The following is a 15,853-nucleotide window of genomic DNA, read 5'->3' as shown; positions in this document are numbered from 1 at the left end:
GGCCCGGCCGGGTCATGCCGACCTTGCCTATCACCAGAAGTACGGGTGCCGGGATCACCGGGGCGGCGGCAGAAGTTCGGGCCGTGAGACCGTCTCACGGGTCATGGCAGGAGCCCTTGCAATGCAGGTGCTTCTCCACCGGGACATCCATATCGAGAGCAGTATATGTGAGATTGGCGGTGAATCCGACCCGGACCGCTTTGATGAGGTCATCCTCCGGGCCAGAGAGGCGCATGACTCTGTGGGCGGGATTCTCGAAGTGACGGCCACCGGGTGTCCGCCGGGGCTTGGTGCCCCTGCGGCCGGAAAACTGGACGCCGAGATTGCCCGTGCGATCTTCTCCATTGGTGCGGTGAAGGGCGTGGAGATCGGTTCCGGGTTTGCGGCGGCCCGGATGCGGGGGTCAGCCCATAATGACCCCATTACATCGGCGGGTTATGCTTCCAATCATGCAGGCGGCATTCTCGGCGGCATATCGACCGGTGCGCCTGTCATGGTGCGGATTGCGGTGAAACCGACCCCCTCCATCGCACAACCGCAGCAGACGGTGACGATGGGAATGGAGGAGACGCTGGTCACGGTAGAGGGCCGCCATGACCCCTGTATTGTGCCGCGGATAGGGGTTGTCGCAGAAAGTATGCTTGCTCTTGTCCTCGCAGACGCCCTCTGTGAACAGGAGATCATACTGGCCTTTAGGTCGCGGTGAGGGTGGGGTGAGAATGGACGAAGTGGCTGGTATTTCCATCCGGCGGTATACGGATGATGACTTTGCCGCCGTCTGCGCCCTGAACGGTATGGGGCAGAATGAACCCTATGCAGGGGCGGTATTTATCCGGCAGGCAGGAGCCCTGTACCGCTCAACGTTTCTCTGCGCCGTCTGTGATGGCGTGGTCTGCGGATATACCATCGGTGCGCCGGTCACCGGCGGGAGTGCGGCGGCATGGATTCCTGTAATTTTTCTATCCGTTCATCCGGAAAACCACCCGGCTCGGTCCCTCTATGATTCTCTGGGTTATATGGTCACAGAGACAATCTGCGGATACTTTGGTGAGGGTGAAGATCGCATGATCATGAAAAAAGTCCTGAATACTGCCAAATCCTCATCATTATCTCCCTGCCGGTGAAACGGTATTTCTGCGAAACGGAGCCAGATATGGATACCCTGCGAAATAAGACCATCCACGCCGAATCATACGGCTGTACATTCAATCATGCCGATACTGAGAAGATCATCGCTCTTGCAGAACGGCAGGGATGTCTGCAGGTGCCGGCTGAGGAGGCGGAGTGCATCATCATCAATACCTGCACGGTTGTGGGGGCAACCGAACGGACGATGCTGCGCCGTATCCGGGCATATGCCGGAAAGGAGATTGTCGTCACCGGGTGCATGCCTGTTGTACAGCGGGACCTCCTCCTTGAAACAGATCCCAACCTGCACATCATTCTGCCGGAGACGCTGTATACCAGATGCCCTGAAGTGGGGGCGATGACCGACTCCCACACCGGGGTTGTCCAGACCGGCACCGGCTGTCTCGGGTCATGCAGTTACTGCATCACCCGGCTGGCCCGCGGCCCGCTGAAGAGTTTCTCCGCAGAAGCGATCGTTGCTGAAGTGGAACGGCTGGCCGCCCTCGGTGCGTATGAAATTCAGCTCACCGGGCAGGATGTGAGTGCCTGGGGCATGGACATCGGGCAGGACCTTGCCTATCTGCTAAAGCAGATTGCCGGTGCAGAGGGTGATTTCTGTCTCCGCGTCGGCATGATGAATCCCGCGACAGCCGGACGTATCATTGATTCCCTCGCACCCGCATTTGCGCATGAAAAGATCTTCGGGTTTGTGCATCTGCCGGTGCAGTCGGGGTCAGATGCTGTGCTTGCGTCCATGAACCGCGGCTACACGGCAGAAACGTTCGAAGAGATTGTGGCGGCGTTCCGTGCAGAGATTCCTGATGTGCGGGTTTCAACAGATATCATCGCAGGCTTTCCCGCCGAGGGGTGCCGCGAGTTTGACGAGACCCTTGAGATGCTTGGCCGGGTGCGCCCGACCAAGGTGAACATCACCCGTTTCTCGGTACGGGAGGGGACGCCTGCCGCTCTTTACCACGACCATCCGGACCGGGTGAAAAAGGAACGCTCCCGTGCCCTCACACATCTCACCGAACGCATCTATGATGAGGAGAACCTCCGCTGGATCGGGCGCAGACTGCCTGTTTTAGTCACCGAACAGAAGAAGAACGGGTCGGTTATCGCACGGGATGCCACCTACCAGAATATTGTCATCAAAGAAGAAGTCCCGCTGGGCACCCGTCTTTGGGTGACAGTGACCGGGCACCACCGCCATTACCTGCTGGCAGAACCCGTCTGATTTACTCTCTTCTCCACCTTTTCATCCCCTCTGTTGTCTGTCATCGGTTCAATGTTTGCGAAGGGTTAATGCCTCTTTTGTATAACGATTCATTATGCAGGGTTCATGCGATCTGGACAAGATTGAAGAAGGATTTAAGGCAGCCGTTGCCTGTGCAAAGAAGGGCACAGAAGGGGTTGATGCCCTTTCCCCGGAGATTCATGCGTCACTGGTGCCTCTGATATCGCGTCTTGCAGCAGAAGCGGCAACGATTGTTCCCACCGCAGGTCTTTCGATGATGCTCAGGGGAAAGCAGGACGGGAAGGGCGAACTGTATGATACGGTCTACTTTGACCAGAAGATGCTGATTCTGGGAAAGACTGACCCCATGCCCTACCGGCCGGATGACACCACAAAGAAGGTGGATAGCCAGTATCTGGTGCTGGGCGAGGACGGCATCTTCTCTGAACTGATGTACAGCAGTGACGGGTTTTTAATCGATGTCTACAAGAAAGAACTCTCTGCAGAGGATGCGGTCTCCCTGTATGGGCTTGAGACAGTGGTGATGCTCTATAAGGCCGTGCAGCAGTTTGCTCTCAATGAATCCGGCCTCCATGAGGCAATGGGCAAAGTCCTTGATTTTCTGCTTGCAGAAGAGCTTGACGCTGCCGACTGATTTTTAATGAACAGCAGTTCTCTGCTGTTGTCTCATGAATGCAGGGGCGCATGTCTGGAACCATCCGGTTCCATGTGACGGGGACGTTCCCTGTAGTATCGTTTTATTGTTTGTCCGGGAGTGGATCATTTTCATATCCACCCCTCCATAATCAGCAGATCGTCTCTGCCGGATTATTTTTTGATATCAAACATCGGAAACATTGGTTTGAGCAGGTCGTCCTCACCTTTGCCAAGTGCGGAGATGGCGCTCTCGTGGCTGAACAAATTGCCCGCGGTGTCTTTCCATGTGATGACCGCCTTTGCTTCGTGGATCATGGCATCAAGAGAATGTGTGTATTCCTCTTCTGCAGGAATATCTGCAATATCATACTCAATATCGAGTGGGACAACCGCGACATGAATCTGCATGGCGCTGGTGTTGCCTGAGTTCCTGATGATGATGGCCTTTGCGTCCGGGCTGAGTTTTGCCGTCAGCTCGGGGATGTCGCTCATCTTCTTTCCAAGCCTGGTCGTGCAGGCAGTTATACCGATGATCAGTATGATCATAACAACGATGCCTGCCGCATATTGTCCGGTGATTGACAGATATGCAAAGAGTGCAATACCTGCGATGAAGACAGCTGCGACCTGTCGTGTGTCCATACAGTCTATTGTGAGGCGCCCCTTATTAAAGAAATGAAATGAAACGGATGACTCTCACCATCAAAAAAATAAGAAAGTAATGGGCCCGGTGCGACTCGAACGCACGACCTCCCGGTTATCAGCCGGGTGCACCACCGACTATGCTACGGGCCCTGTCTTAGAATTACCTAATTAGATGGGATACCTGTGTTATTAAGGGTTTTGATTTGTTTCCGGGAGGTGTTTATCCCTGTCTGTCTGAGGTGCCCTAGGGCGTGGTGGATCAGAATATTTTAAACACGTTCTCACTCATACGTTCTGTCAGGTATGAATACTCGATATATGCTGGGAAACGAGGTGATTGCCCATGCGTGTCTGGAGGCAGAGATGGACTTTGCCAGCGGCTACCCGGGCACTCCCTCGTCAGAAGTGATTGACTATCTCCGTCACCAGAAAGACCGTGAATTTTACGTTGAATGGTCTGTTAATGAGAAGGTTGCCTTTGAAAATGCTCTTGCTGCGGCGTGGACCGGTATCCGTTCTCTTGTCACCATGAAGCATGTCGGGCTCAATGTAGCAGCAGACCCGCTTCTCACCAGTGCCTACACCGGTGTCACCGGCGGGTTTGTGATTCTGTCTGCTGATGATCCGTATGCCCACAGTTCACAGAATGAGCAGGACAGCAGGCGCTATGCCCTCTTTGCAAAGATTCCGTGTCTGGACCCCGCGACTGTCCGTGAGGCGCATTCGATGATGAAGGCTGCCTTTGAGATTTCAGAAGAGGTGGGCCTGCCGGTGCTCTTCCGCCCGACAACACGCATCTGCCATTCAAAGAGTGACGTTGACCTAGGTGTGCCGGGCACCGGACACAGGACCGGTGAGTTTGTAAGGAACCCGCAGCAGTATGTGGTCATCCCTGTCCATACACGGATGCTGCACAAAAAACTCAACGATAAACAGCCGGGCCTTGCGAAGATGCTCGTCGAAGTGGGGTTCAACACCGCAGAGGTGCGCGGAAAGACTGCCATCATCACCGGCGGTATTGCAGCCGCCTATGCCGAAGAACTGATCTCTGAGGGCGTCTCGTTTGCAAAAGTAGGCGCCTACCCGATTGACCCCGAATGGCTCAAAGCGTTTGTGGACCAGCATGATACGGTCCTTGTCATCGAAGAACTCTCGCCTGTCATTGAAGAGGCGGTTCGCATGGCAGCGACAACGACTGTGGTGCACGGAAAGATGGACGGCCATCTGCCGCTGGAAGGTGAACTGTCTCCTGCTGCGGTGGCACAGGCGATGGCATCGGCCGGATTCACTCCCACGAAGACCTACCCTGTGGTGACTCCTGAGGCAGGTGTCCCTGCCCGGCCGCCACTGCTCTGCGCCGGATGCGGCCATCGCGCGGTCTTCTATGCAATGAGAAAGGTGTTTAAGGACGGTATCTTCCCGAGTGACATCGGCTGCTACACCCTGGGCATTCAGCTCAATGTGGTGGATACCACCATCTGCATGGGTGCGTCCATTACGGTCGGAAGCGGTATCGCGCAGTCCGGTGAGACCCGGCCGGTGGTCTGTACGATCGGTGACTCAACCTTTCTGCACACCGGCATTCAGGGACTTCTTAATGCGGTCTACAATGGTGCCAATATGATCGTGATCATCCTTGATAACCGTATCACGGCGATGACCGGCCACCAGCCCAACCCGAATACCGGTGTGACCGCCACCGGTGTCGCCTCTCCTCCTGTCTCCATTGAGGCGATATGCCGGTCCTGCGGCGCACCCTGGGTCGAGACGGTCAGTTCCTATGATCTCACCGGTCTCCTCCAGGCACTGCAGACGGCAAAGGAGCGCGACGGTGTGAAGGTGATCGTTGCCCGGCAGCCATGCGTGATTGATGCACGCCGTTCCGGTATCCGCCGGAAACCGTATGTGGTCGACCCGGAGGCCTGCACCGGCTGCGGCCTCTGTGTGAAGTTCGGGTGCCCGGCCATCGAATTCCATGACGATAAGGCGGTTATAACAAGCCTCTGCAGCGGCTGTTCGGTCTGTGCTGATATCTGTCCTGTGGGTGCCATTCACAAGGGAGGTGCGAAATGAAAGAATCTTTTGATGTGCTTATCGTCGGTGTCGGCGGACAGGGCACCATTCTTGCCTCAAACATTCTGGGCGAGGCCTGCCTGATTGCGGGCCTGCCGGTCCGTGGTGCAGAGACCCATGGTATGGCACAGCGGGGCGGGTCTGTAGTGACCCATATCAGGATTGGCGGGGTATACGGCCCCCTCATATCTCCGGGTACAGCAGATCTGATCATCTCGTTTGATCTGCTGGAGGCACTCCGCTACCGTCATTTCCTTAAACACGGCGGCACCATTATCACCAGCGATGCGGTCATTATGCCGACATCGGCCTTCACCGCCGGTGCAGAGGTGCCGACTCCGGCTGAGATCATGGCACGCCTGGAAGATGTCGCCTGCACTGTTGTTGATGCGGCAGGTCTGGCCGCTGAGGCCGGCACGATTCTCGCACAGAATGTGGTGATGCTGGGTGCGGCGTCACACGCGCTGCCGCTCAGTGAAGAGGGCCTCAGGGAGGCCATCTCCCGGTCTGTGCCGCCGAAGACGGTTGAAACCAACATCCGGGCCTTTGAACTGGGCCGGGCGTGTCTGGAATAGTAATCCAGATTTCTTCTTTTTTTTGCTATGTAGAAATTGTGTCTGCCCTCTTTGACCCCCCTGTGCTGGGGAATTCGGGGGGCAGAACGGACGTATTTTCTGCTCTTTTTTACTGCCGGAAAAATACGGCTGTAATGCATTTTATTTGCTAAAATGACGGTTTATTGTGGAATACTAAGCGGCCGCTATTGTCGGGTATTTTGGGAGGATGTATGGGTTGTCTCCGGCTGAGAACGGCCCGCTCCGGGCTTCTGTGTGGGTGCGTTTTTCCAAGGTGCAGGCCCTTTTAGGGGTTATTTATGCGTTGCTTAACCAGATTTCAGAATTTTTCCAAAGTGACACGAATCGCAGACCACAGCCTGCAGGAGTGAACAAACGTATGAACCGGCGTGCACTCGTTTTCACCACCACATATATATTGTCCGGGTGTGATTCAGGGACGTATGAGAAGAGGTGTAATGACCGTGGGGGTGTTTCTCCTTATTCTGGCAGTCTCCTTCTGTTGTGGATGTACACAGGAGCCGGTGACTGAGGAAGGAGAACTGACCGGTACGGTCTGGATGCTGGAGACGTATATGAATACGGACGGGACTATGGCAGAACCGCTTGCCACAGCGCCGGTCACAGCAGAGTTCGCAGACGGGTCTGTGGGGGGAACGTCCGGGTGCAACACCTACAATGCGGCATATGTCACTGACGGGCAGTCGCTTACTGTGGATATGCCGGTAGTGACGCTGATGCACTGTGATGAGCCGGGTGTCATGGATCAGGAGTCACGCTACCTGTCACTCCTTGGGACAGCGGCAGGATACACGGTCTCGGATGACAGGCTTACGATCACTGATTCATCCGGGCAGGAGATTCTCTCCTTCCGTGCGGTGGACCAGAACCTGAACGGGACGGAGTGGCTGCTCACCGGCTACAACAACGGAGCGGGGGGGTTTGTCTCTGTTGTCACGGGGACCTCTGTCACGGCCGCGTTCAGTGAAGACGGTACGATGTCCGGCAATGCGGGATGCAACAGCTATTCCGGGTCATATACCGTGACCGACAGTGCCATCTCCATCGGCCCTCTCGTCATGACCAAGATGTACTGCATGGACCCGGAGGGTGTGATGGACCGGGAGAGTGCGTATCTTGCAGCCGTGCAGGCGGCTGCCTCCTACCGCGTCGGTGCAGGTGACCTGACCCTGATGGATGCGGACGGTAAGCGGATGGCGGTGTATGAACGGTATACCCCTACCCCGCAGGGGGAGACATGGGAGCTGACCGGGTATAACAACGGACAGGGCGGTGTGGTCTCACCTCTGGCAAACACCACCATCACTGCGGTCTTCGGTGCAGACGGTCAGGTGACCGGCAGTGCCGGCTGCAACAATTATTTTGCATCCTATACGGTGAGCGATATGGAGATGACCATCGGCCCTGCCGGTTCCACGAAGATGTACTGTGCATCCCCTGAGGGGGTGATGGAACAGGAATCCCGCTACCTGGCCCTCATGGGCGATGTGGCAACATTTGAACGGGCACCAAAGACGCTCACCCTGCGGGATGCAGGCGGAAGCATTCTTCTGACCTATACGGTGGCACAGCCGAAACTTACCACAGGTAAGTGGCAGATGGTCTCGTACCGGGATGCGGCAGGTAATACGGTATCCGCACTGGAGGGCACAGAAGTGACGGCGGTCTTCGGGACTGACGGGCAGGTGACCGGGCGTGCTGGCTGCAACAGCTATTTTGGTTCATACGCGACAGACGGGCAAACCATCTCAATTGGCCCGCTGGGCCTTACCATGATGTACTGCGAAACCCCTGCAGGCGTGATGGACCAGGAGACGGGGTATCTGGCGGCACTGGAGGATGCAGCCACCTATCAGCACAGCGGGAATGACCTGACGCTATCTAATGAAGACGGCAAACCCTGTGTACGGTTTATGCAGGCACCCTGATCTCTCATTTTTTTCAATATTTCCTTTACAGAGTATTCATCTGTCTGAATTCAGACAGATTCCCTGTGGCACAGTACCCGGCGCTGCAGGGGGAGTGCTCCGAAGTAGACACATGCACTCACAATCACAATGGTCGCACCCGAGGGGATGTCAAAGGCATAGGAGAGCCAGATGCCTGCGGTGGTGAAGACGATGCCCAGAAGAGACGCACCGACAATCATCTCTTTCATGCTGCGGGAGAAGAGGCGGGCGGTTGCGGCAGGGAGCGTCAGGAGGGCGATCACAAGGATGATGCCTACGATCTGTATGAGCATCACAACCGTGAGGCCGGTTAAGAGCAGGAGGATGACCATGATCCTGTCCGGGTGCAGGTCCATCACTGAGGCATACTCCTCGTCAAAGGTGACGGCAACGAGACGGGGGTAGAGGATGGCCACGATGCCGCAGATCCCTGTGGTAAGGATGGCCATTACAATGAGTGTCTCGCGGGGGACGAGGAGGATGTTCCCGAAGAGGTAACTGAAGAGGTCAGGTGCAAACCCGGGGGTGATGTAGATGAAGAGGATGCCTGCTGCCATGCCGGTGGCCCAGACTGCACCCACGAGGGTGTCGAGGTGCTGGTGTGCCTTCATCCGTATCCACGCGGTTGCAGTAGAGGTGCCGAGTGCGACCGCCGCTGCGCCTGCAAGCGGATCAATTCCAAGAAAATATCCCAGGCCGATACCGCCGAATGCCGCATGGGATATGCCGCCTGCAAGGGACGCCATGCGTTTGACGACAACAAAACTGCCGATGACGCCGCAGGCAATGCTTGCAAGTAATCCTGCGATGAGTGCGTTGCGGAAGAATTCAAACCCCAGTGCCTCGATCATTTTCTGCCCCCAAATACCCGGTTATCATGGTCAGGGATGACCCGGTGCGGGACACCATGGGCGATGATATCCACCGGGCAGGGATAGGCGCCTGCAATCATATCCTCTGTGATCTGGTTGTCGTGGTGAGTGAAGAGGCGGCGGTTGACACAGGAGATGTGGGTGACATCCGGTGAGAGGGCACTGATGTCATGGGTGACGAGCACGATGGTCATCGATTCCCGCAACTGACTGAGGATATCGTAGAACCGTACCGCTGTCGGGCTGTCCACGTAGACGGTCGGTTCATCGAGGAGCAAGACGGATGGTTTTCCGGCAAGGGCACGGGCAATGATCGCCCGCTGGCGCTCACCGCCGGATATGTCATGGATGGGGCGATCTTTCAGGTGGGTTATCTGCATCGTCTCCATGGCCTCTGCTGCCGCTTCTGTGTCTTCACGGGAGAAGCGCCGGAGCAGACCCGTCAGGTGGCCGAGGCGACCGGATGTGACCATGTCCTGCACCGATATCGGGAACTGGAAATCAAATGTCCTGAACTGAGGTACATACCCGAGATGCGCCCGCATCTCATGTGGGGTGCCGCCCATCACTCTGACCGTGCCTGAATCCGGACGGATGAGGCCGAGAATCACTTTCAATAGTGTGGTCTTCCCGCCGCCGTTAGGGCCGATGATCGCGTGGAATTCGTGTTCATTGATGGTCAGGCTGATATCCTCGAGCACCAGATGGCCGTTCTGTCCGAGGTTTACGTGGTCTACTTCGATGACCGGCGTTTTTCTGCTCATACCGCCCACTTCCTGAATGCATCGGTGACCTGCACCATATTGTCGGTATAATTTTCCGTGAGGGGGCTGATGTAGACGACACTGCCCCCGATCTCACCTGCGATGGCTTTGGCGTTGCGGGTCGGTGACTCCGGCGAGACAAATATGACAGGGATGCCCTTCTCCTCTGCTGTGGTGATGAGTGCTTTGAGTGAGGCAGGTGAGGGCTCTTTTCCGTCCTCTTCAACCGAGATCATGGAAAGCCCGTAGCGGTCGGCATAATATCCCCAGGCCGGATGATAGACCATAACTGTCTTTGCGCCGGTCCCGGAGAAGGTCTCTTTGATCTCTTCATCAAGGCTTTCAAGTTTCTCATCGTATGTCGCAAACTGTGCCTCAAAATATGCGGCGTCGTCCGGTGCATACACGATATAGGCATCTGCGATATTGCGGGCGATGATGCGGGCGTTTGCAGGTGAGAGCCAGACATGGGGATCATGGCGGATACTGTCATCCGCTGTGGTGCTGCCCCCTGCGTCTGTACTTAACAGGGTGATGCCGGCAGACGTATCCACGACCTGCATGCCGGGGTTGACTGCGATGAGCCTCTCCATCCAGGCATCCTCAAATTCGATGCCTGAGCCCACTGCCAGATACAGCGGCATCTTTGAAAGCGCCCTCAGCTGGCCGGGCGTGGGCTCGTAGGTGTGCGGGCTGGCACCGGGTGGCACCATGACCATGACACTGACACGGTCTCCCCCGACTGCTTCTGCAAATTCCCGGTATGGCAGTATGGTGACGGCGACAGGTAGTGGTGCTGAGTGGTTTATCTCTCCGTCTGCAGGTGCAGTGGGTGTGGTGTTATTCATGCATCCGCAGCTGAAAATGGCAGACACCATGATGATCACACATATGAGGCTGGCTCTCTGCGGCAGGCCTGGTATGCGGGTAGAATCTGTGGATATTTTTGTATATTGTTTCTGCGTGGGGATACCCTCCCTGTCTCTTATTCCTGCTTTGTGTTCATAAATGGTTTGGTGGTGAGAATCCTGTTTTTTTGCAGAGCGTGGCAATGCCCGGCGATGGCGGTCGGAATGGCATTCTGTTCCTATCTGAAAGGAATGGTGGTCCACCTGTGGCAGAATGGAGCGGCGAAAACGCGCGTGCTGCAGATGCGTTGTGGCGGACGGATGGGGTGATACCGGGTCTGCATCTTCTTTTTACTGTTGCTTATATGAGTGATTTCCGCGGTATGGGATACCGGGGTTTGAGTAGATTTTTTCCAGACCGGGGGATTATAGTGCAGGTATCTGTGATGGATAGGTCCGGATCGTATCCCGTCTGGTCCGGTTCATCCGCATCACCCATTGGTTGATTATAGATGGCGTATGAGACTCTCATACATGGCCCCGTTTTCTTCTCTCTCTGCCGGCAGCAGGCGGAAGGCATACACAGTCATCCTTCTCTTTGGCACTGTATCCCTATTCGGGGATATCATCTATGAAGGGGCACGGAGTGTGGCGGGCCCATACCTGTATATACTCGGCGGAAGTGCATTTGTGGTCGCGTTTGTTGCCGGTTTTGGGGAGTTTGTCGGCTATGGCCTGCGTCTCGTCTCCGGATATGTCGCCGACTCCACCCGGCATTACTGGGCACTGACCTTTATCGGGTACGGAATGTTAATCGCGGTCCCGTTTCTTGCTCTTGCCGGGTCATGGGAGATTGCTGCCGTCCTCTATATCATCGAGCGGATGGGGAAAGGCATCCGGGCACCTGCCAAGGATGCCATACTCTCGAATGTGACGGTATCCGTCGGAAGGGGGTGGGGATTTGCCATCCACGAGGCGATGGATCAGGTGGGAGCCATCGCAGGGCCGCTTATTTTTTCTGCCGCATTCCTGATGCAGGGTGACTACCGGGGTGGGTTTGTGCTTCTTCTCATCCCCTTCTTCCTGATGATGGCTGCACTGTGTATCACCCGGATGAAGGTGCCTGTGCCGGAGGCGATGGAGGTGGCATCAGGCACGTCCGGGAAGAATCTCCCCTCACGGGCACTGGTGCCCTATGGGGTGTTTACTGCGCTGACGATGGTGGGGTTTGCGGTATTCCCCCTGATTGCATTTCACTACTCATCCACCGATATTGTCCCGTATGCCCAGATACCGCTCTTCTATGCGATAGCAATGGGGACAGATGCGGTGGTGGCACTTGTGGCCGGACGGCTGTACGACCGCCACGGCCTCATCATCCTCGCCGCAGCACCGGTCGTGAGCATTGTGATTCCCTTCTTTGCCTTCGGGACCTCATACTGGTCAGCCCTTCTGGCAGCCATGCTCTGGGGTTCAGTGATGGGGATTCAGGAGACTATTCTCAGGGCCGCGGTTGCAGACTATACTGCAGTCTCAAAACGGGGGATGGCATACGGCATCTTCAATACTATCTATGGGGCGTCATGGTTTGGGGGAAGCCTTCTTCTCGGGTGGGCCTATGAGGTTTCTATTCCGCTTGCCATCGCTTTTATGGCAGTGATGCAGTGCATCGCCCTTCCGGTCTTTTTCTATGCACGGGGTGTCATGGAGAAGGGGGGAAGAAGAGGGGCGGCCGTGTAACGGTTTGCCTCGTTTTCCGGGTGGATGGGGTGCTTCTCACGGGCAGGCTGGCAGAGACCGGTTGGCTGCGGTGACCGTTTTATTCCGGAATCCGGGGGGTTCACCGGATACTCAAATTAACTGACGTGGTGACTTTGATGTATAATGTTTGGACCATGGGGACTGCTGGGAGCGGGTGTTGTACTGGAGGTGGTGGGCACCACCTGTCTGAAACTCTCTGAGGGATTTACAAAGGCAATCCCCTCTGTCTGTTTTGCGGCGTGTTTCGCTGCCGCATTCTACCTGTTTTCCCGTGCGCTTTCATCAATGGAGGTAGGCATCGCGTATGCCGTATGGGCCGGCTTTGGCATCACCGGGATCACACTGGTGGGTGTCCTCTTCTTTCATGAGGATGTGAGTCTGGTGAAGTTTGCAGGCATCTCCCTGATCATTGCAGGGGCAGCGCTGCTCAACCTTTCTGCAAACGCAGCATGAGGATGATTTCCCCGTGCGGAAGGTGTATTGTACCTTTAGTCTGCGATGTGTCAGCGCATGGTGGCCGTATTGTTCTGAATGGAGGGGTTTGTTCTCCATCCCGTGTCCCCTCCGGAAAAAAAAGTGTTCGGAAAAGCCGGCACAGTTGCCTATTTCAGATTGAGATCTGCAAGAGGGATGTATGGCACCTGCGAGAGCAGATCGCTTTTGATGCTGTCCATACCGACCCGTTCAATGAAGCGTGCGGTCCTCTCGCCCGGGTTTGCCGTATCCTGGTAATACGTAAGGAGCCGTTTCACGAGGTCTTTGACCTCATCTGCGGAGAGTCCTTTTGCAATAACATCCCCGATACGTGGCCTTCCGCCGGAATTGCCGCCGAATATGACGGTCCACCCCTTGCCGGTGCCCAGCACCCCGACGTCTCTCAGGTAACTCTCGCCGCAGCACCGCGGACAGCCGGAGACACCCATCTTCAGCTTTGCCGGCAGATGCATATCCTGGTAGATCTCTTCGAGTTCAAGTCCGAGACCCAGTGAATCCTGCAGCCCGTATTTACAGACCGCGGTGCCGGGGCATGCCTGCACATAATGGACGCAGGGCGCTGTCGCTTCACCGACGGTCATGCCGAGTTCGTTCCAGATCTGTTCCACCTCTTCTTTTTTGATACCAACAAGTACCATCCGCTGACCGGATGTGATCTTTATCACCGGGATCTCGTAGCGCCGCGCCACCTTGACGATACTCTCCAGGTGTTCCGGGCTGACGATGCCTGCGGGTGTACGGGGGACGATTGCATAGGATTGTTTATCGCGCTGGAGGATTGCTCCTCGGGGACCTTCTTCCATTTTATTTACCTCTGTGTTCCGGCATTTTTGGCTGCCGTAAATGATCCCGCAATACGGTGGCGGGATATAAAAAGATGGTGGCGACCGGAGATTGGGAACGGTCCAAAAAAAGGAATGCCTGTCCGTTTTTCCGCAGGCCGATCACCGGATTGGGACCGGCAGCAGCCCGGTGTGGGTGCCGGTGAGGCACTGTCCGCCTGCAGGGGTGACTAAAAAAGTGTTCTCTGTTCCTACCATGCCAATGCCCGGTATACCTTTCTTGGGTTCAAGGGCGAATGCCATGCCTTCCCGGACTGGTTCGTCAAAGCCCCGGGCAATAACCGGTTGTTCATCGATGAGGAGGCCCACACCGTGGCCGAGGAAGTTCACCCGCCGGTCTTTGAATCCCATGAAGTTCTCCAGAAATTCGGGAGAAAGGGATTCTGTGATGGTCTGGTATATCTCTGAGGGGATGGCACCGGGTATGAGCATTGCAGCCATGCGGTCCTGGATTTCAACACACTGGTAGTGTGCTGCGATGGCCTCATCCGGGAGGTCCGTTCCGAAGACATAGGTCATGGTCTTGTCAGTATGGTAACCCTCAACACCGCAGCCGGTATCGACAAAGACCAGGTCACCGTCCTGCAGTGTTCGTTCCCTGCTGCCAGGCAGCGGGACTGCCGGGCAGAGGCCATAACAGCCGCCCGGGCTGTTGAATGCGGTGGGGTAGAGGCTGCTCTCCCCAAACCCAATCTGTCCCACGACGATCTCGGTGTCAAACATGCCGGACCGGACAATTCCATGGTGCCCTTCTTCAATGAATACGGTATACAGGAGGGCGGCAAACTCCATTTCGCTCATGCCGGTTTTGAGGAGTTCGGGCACCCGTTCTTCCAGCACTCTCTGGTGAATTCTGCCCGCCTCCTGCATCAGTGTGAGTTCATATGGGCTTTTCACCGCCCTCACTGCGGCAAGATGGGAGTCTGCTGCAAGAATCGTTTTGATCGGGAAGTGTCTGCGGAAGCGTTCGAGAAGTGCCAGCGGCACAATCTCAGTCTCCAGGTGAATAGTTGCCGGCATTTTGGGCAGATCCTGCACTGCGTCACGGTAACTGTGCATCGGTGCAATCCGGGGAAATACGGATTCGTCACAGGCCCGTTCATAACTGCGTCTGACCCGGAATATCGGTTCGCCGTTGCGGGGGATGAGGAGCATGCCATCCTGCATGGTGCCGGTGAAGTAGTAGAGGCTGATATTGCTGAATATCACCACACATTCCCAATCCGGTTCTTTTGCGTCCATTATGTTTCTGAACCGTGTCATTCTCTGCTCTAGTTCAGTGAGGGGGACTGGTGCACTCATGGCTACAGGTATGTCTTCCCCTGCCATAAGGGATGGTGAGTGCCCCGGAATGGAGAAGATGTCTGGTATTCCCTGTTCCCATTCCTGCCCCTCCAAACACATATATGCCCTGCTGGGCAGGTCAGGGTCATGAATCAGTACAAGTGCACGAGATGCGGGTATGTCTATCTCCCTGAGACTGGTGACCATACCCAGGGAATCGCACCGAACACCCCGTTTGAAGAACTGCCTGACACCTGGGTCTGCCCGCGGTGCGGTGCTGAGAAGAAGATGTTTGTGATTATTGAGTGACGGAATTGTGAGACACAAAAAAGAACAATACGCTGAGGGGGAGATTTGAACTCCCGAGGGGCAAGACCCCACAGGCTTTCCAGGCCTGCGCCCTACCAGACTAGACTACCTCAGCACAGCATACTGCTGCCTTACTATATTCGGGACAGCGTTTCTTAATGCTATGGGTTTTCTGCTGATGAATTGCTGCCGAAACGGGCCATGTGCGGGTGTTCCCCGCGAACCACCGGGGCGGGTGCGCATATCATTGTGAGATATAGGTGCGGACATCGGTATGCAGTCTCCGGGGATGCCGATGGAAAAACAGGATGAACTGAAAAACTAAAAAAACTGAAAAAATTGATTGAAATATTGATAAACAATTAACGGATCTGCAGACCTGATATCAGCGGT

16 protein-coding genes and 2 tRNA genes are annotated in these 15,853 nt (G+C 55.7%); 10 read left to right on the top strand and 8 right to left on the bottom strand.

The features are described from left to right. The 4 genes from MKMG_RS07740 to MKMG_RS07725 form a co-directional block, all read left to right on the top strand. Window positions 1–706 (top strand): chorismate synthase (locus tag MKMG_RS07740; protein ID WP_165077069.1); only part of this gene is annotated, 706 nt, incomplete at its 5' end. Between the two features lie 13 nt (window positions 707–719). Beyond that, window positions 720–1,124, top strand: a complete 405-nt coding sequence (locus tag MKMG_RS07735; RefSeq protein ID WP_165077068.1) for a hypothetical protein — start codon at window positions 720–722, stop codon at window positions 1,122–1,124. 29 nt (window positions 1,125–1,153) lie between these two features. Further along, window positions 1,154–2,365 (top strand): tRNA (N(6)-L-threonylcarbamoyladenosine(37)-C(2))-methylthiotransferase, encoded by a 1,212-nt coding sequence (locus MKMG_RS07730; protein WP_165077066.1) that lies wholly within the window; start codon window positions 1,154–1,156, stop codon window positions 2,363–2,365. 94 nt (window positions 2,366–2,459) lie between these two features. After that, on the top strand, window positions 2,460–3,020 hold the full coding sequence (locus MKMG_RS07725; protein WP_165077064.1) for a hypothetical protein: 561 nt from the start codon (window positions 2,460–2,462) through the stop codon (window positions 3,018–3,020). Window positions 3,021–3,193: 173 nt separating this feature from the next. On the opposite strand, the gene MKMG_RS07720 is transcribed toward MKMG_RS07725, so the two are convergent. Both MKMG_RS07720 and MKMG_RS07715 read right to left on the bottom strand, forming a co-directional pair. Beyond that, window positions 3,194–3,664 carry a hypothetical protein gene (locus MKMG_RS07720; protein WP_165077062.1) on the bottom strand — a complete coding sequence of 157 codons (471 nt, stop codon included), beginning with the start codon at window positions 3,662–3,664 and terminating at the stop codon, window positions 3,194–3,196. Window positions 3,665–3,744: 80 nt separating this feature from the next. Then, window positions 3,745–3,817 (bottom strand) — tRNA-Ile (locus tag MKMG_RS07715). Between the two features lie 153 nt (window positions 3,818–3,970). On the opposite strand from MKMG_RS07715, the gene iorA reads away from it, so the two are divergent. From iorA to MKMG_RS07700, 3 genes are all read left to right on the top strand, one after another. Continuing rightward, entirely contained in the window at window positions 3,971–5,740 is a 1,770-nt protein-coding gene (iorA, locus tag MKMG_RS07710) for an indolepyruvate ferredoxin oxidoreductase subunit alpha (protein ID WP_165077061.1), read from the top strand. After that, on the top strand, window positions 5,737–6,315 hold the full coding sequence (gene iorB / locus MKMG_RS07705) for an indolepyruvate ferredoxin oxidoreductase subunit beta (protein ID WP_165077060.1): 579 nt from the start codon (window positions 5,737–5,739) through the stop codon (window positions 6,313–6,315). Before iorA ends, iorB begins: the two co-directional genes overlap by 4 nt. Window positions 6,316–6,758: 443 nt before the next feature. Beyond that, on the top strand, window positions 6,759–8,264 hold the full coding sequence (locus tag MKMG_RS07700) for an META domain-containing protein (protein ID WP_165077059.1): 1,506 nt from the start codon (window positions 6,759–6,761) through the stop codon (window positions 8,262–8,264). 50 nt (window positions 8,265–8,314) lie between these two features. On the opposite strand, the gene MKMG_RS07695 is transcribed toward MKMG_RS07700, so the two are convergent. Genes MKMG_RS07695 through MKMG_RS07685 form a run of 3 tightly spaced genes read right to left on the bottom strand, consistent with a single transcriptional unit; the run spans window position 8,315 to window position 10,769 of the window. Next, the gene (locus MKMG_RS07695) at window positions 8,315–9,136 is read right to left on the bottom strand and encodes a metal ABC transporter permease (RefSeq protein WP_165077058.1); all 822 of its coding nucleotides are present in this window, start codon (window positions 9,134–9,136) and stop codon (window positions 8,315–8,317) included. Then, a complete protein-coding gene (locus tag MKMG_RS07690; RefSeq protein ID WP_165077057.1) occupies window positions 9,133–9,921 on the bottom strand; it encodes a metal ABC transporter ATP-binding protein in 789 nt (262 codons plus the stop codon). Before MKMG_RS07690 ends, MKMG_RS07695 begins: the two co-directional genes overlap by 4 nt. Next, a complete protein-coding gene (locus tag MKMG_RS07685; RefSeq protein WP_165077056.1) occupies window positions 9,918–10,769 on the bottom strand; it encodes a metal ABC transporter solute-binding protein, Zn/Mn family in 852 nt (283 codons plus the stop codon). Before MKMG_RS07685 ends, MKMG_RS07690 begins: the two co-directional genes overlap by 4 nt. Window positions 10,770–11,288: 519 nt before the next feature. On the opposite strand from MKMG_RS07685, the gene MKMG_RS07680 reads away from it, so the two are divergent. Next, window positions 11,289–12,509 carry an MFS transporter gene (locus tag MKMG_RS07680; RefSeq protein WP_254059129.1) on the top strand — a complete coding sequence of 407 codons (1,221 nt, stop codon included), beginning with the start codon at window positions 11,289–11,291 and terminating at the stop codon, window positions 12,507–12,509. A gap of 144 nt (window positions 12,510–12,653) precedes the next feature. After that, window positions 12,654–12,983 (top strand): multidrug efflux SMR transporter, encoded by a 330-nt coding sequence (locus MKMG_RS07675; protein WP_165077055.1) that lies wholly within the window; start codon window positions 12,654–12,656, stop codon window positions 12,981–12,983. Window positions 12,984–13,132: 149 nt separating this feature from the next. Here MKMG_RS07675 and MKMG_RS07670 read toward each other — a convergent pair whose 3' ends face one another. Both MKMG_RS07670 and MKMG_RS07665 read right to left on the bottom strand, forming a co-directional pair. After that, entirely contained in the window at window positions 13,133–13,828 is a 696-nt protein-coding gene (locus MKMG_RS07670) for an NAD(P)/FAD-dependent oxidoreductase (RefSeq protein WP_165077054.1), read from the bottom strand. A gap of 141 nt (window positions 13,829–13,969) precedes the next feature. Next, window positions 13,970–15,196, bottom strand: a complete 1,227-nt coding sequence (locus MKMG_RS07665) for a Xaa-Pro peptidase family protein (protein ID WP_254059128.1) — start codon at window positions 15,194–15,196, stop codon at window positions 13,970–13,972. A 102-nt stretch (window positions 15,197–15,298) separates the two neighbouring features. Between MKMG_RS07665 and MKMG_RS07660 the strand changes: the two genes are divergently transcribed. Next, window positions 15,299–15,460: a rubredoxin gene (locus MKMG_RS07660; protein ID WP_165077053.1), complete on the top strand. Its 162-nt coding sequence runs from the start codon at window positions 15,299–15,301 to the stop codon at window positions 15,458–15,460. Between the two features lie 30 nt (window positions 15,461–15,490). Here the strand turns inward: MKMG_RS07660 and MKMG_RS07655 are convergent. Next, window positions 15,491–15,575, bottom strand: a tRNA-Ser gene (locus MKMG_RS07655). Window positions 15,576–15,853: the final 278 nt, after the last annotated feature.

The sequence above is a fragment of the Methanogenium sp. MK-MG genome (assembly GCF_009914725.1).
GTDB lineage: Archaea > Halobacteriota > Methanomicrobia > Methanomicrobiales > Methanomicrobiaceae > Methanogenium.
The sequence above is the reverse complement of the archived record's forward strand: the minus strand, read 5'-3'. Positions and strand labels throughout refer to the sequence as shown.

Excerpts from the sequence above, each read along its gene's own strand:
- MKMG_RS07735 (WP_165077068.1), top strand. The coding sequence starts at position 720 with ATGGACGAAGTGGCTGGTATTTCCATCCGGCGGTATACGGATGATGAC.
- MKMG_RS07730 (WP_165077066.1), top strand. The coding sequence starts at position 1,154 with ATGGATACCCTGCGAAATAAGACCATCCACGCCGAATCATACGGCTGT.
- MKMG_RS07725 (WP_165077064.1), top strand. The coding sequence starts at position 2,460 with ATGCAGGGTTCATGCGATCTGGACAAGATTGAAGAAGGATTTAAGGCA.
- MKMG_RS07720 (WP_165077062.1), bottom strand. The coding sequence starts at position 3,664 with ATGGACACACGACAGGTCGCAGCTGTCTTCATCGCAGGTATTGCACTC.
- iorA (WP_165077061.1), top strand. The coding sequence starts at position 3,971 with ATGAATACTCGATATATGCTGGGAAACGAGGTGATTGCCCATGCGTGT.
- iorB (WP_165077060.1), top strand. The coding sequence starts at position 5,737 with ATGAAAGAATCTTTTGATGTGCTTATCGTCGGTGTCGGCGGACAGGGC.
- MKMG_RS07700 (WP_165077059.1), top strand. The coding sequence starts at position 6,759 with ATGAGAAGAGGTGTAATGACCGTGGGGGTGTTTCTCCTTATTCTGGCA.
- MKMG_RS07695 (WP_165077058.1), bottom strand. The coding sequence starts at position 9,136 with ATGATCGAGGCACTGGGGTTTGAATTCTTCCGCAACGCACTCATCGCA.
- MKMG_RS07690 (WP_165077057.1), bottom strand. The coding sequence starts at position 9,921 with ATGAGCAGAAAAACGCCGGTCATCGAAGTAGACCACGTAAACCTCGGA.
- MKMG_RS07685 (WP_165077056.1), bottom strand. The coding sequence starts at position 10,769 with ATGAATAACACCACACCCACTGCACCTGCAGACGGAGAGATAAACCAC.
- MKMG_RS07680 (WP_254059129.1), top strand. The coding sequence starts at position 11,289 with ATGAGACTCTCATACATGGCCCCGTTTTCTTCTCTCTCTGCCGGCAGC.
- MKMG_RS07675 (WP_165077055.1), top strand. The coding sequence starts at position 12,654 with ATGTTTGGACCATGGGGACTGCTGGGAGCGGGTGTTGTACTGGAGGTG.
- MKMG_RS07670 (WP_165077054.1), bottom strand. The coding sequence starts at position 13,828 with ATGGAAGAAGGTCCCCGAGGAGCAATCCTCCAGCGCGATAAACAATCC.
- MKMG_RS07665 (WP_254059128.1), bottom strand. The coding sequence starts at position 15,196 with ATGGCAGGGGAAGACATACCTGTAGCCATGAGTGCACCAGTCCCCCTC.
- MKMG_RS07660 (WP_165077053.1), top strand. The coding sequence starts at position 15,299 with ATGAATCAGTACAAGTGCACGAGATGCGGGTATGTCTATCTCCCTGAG.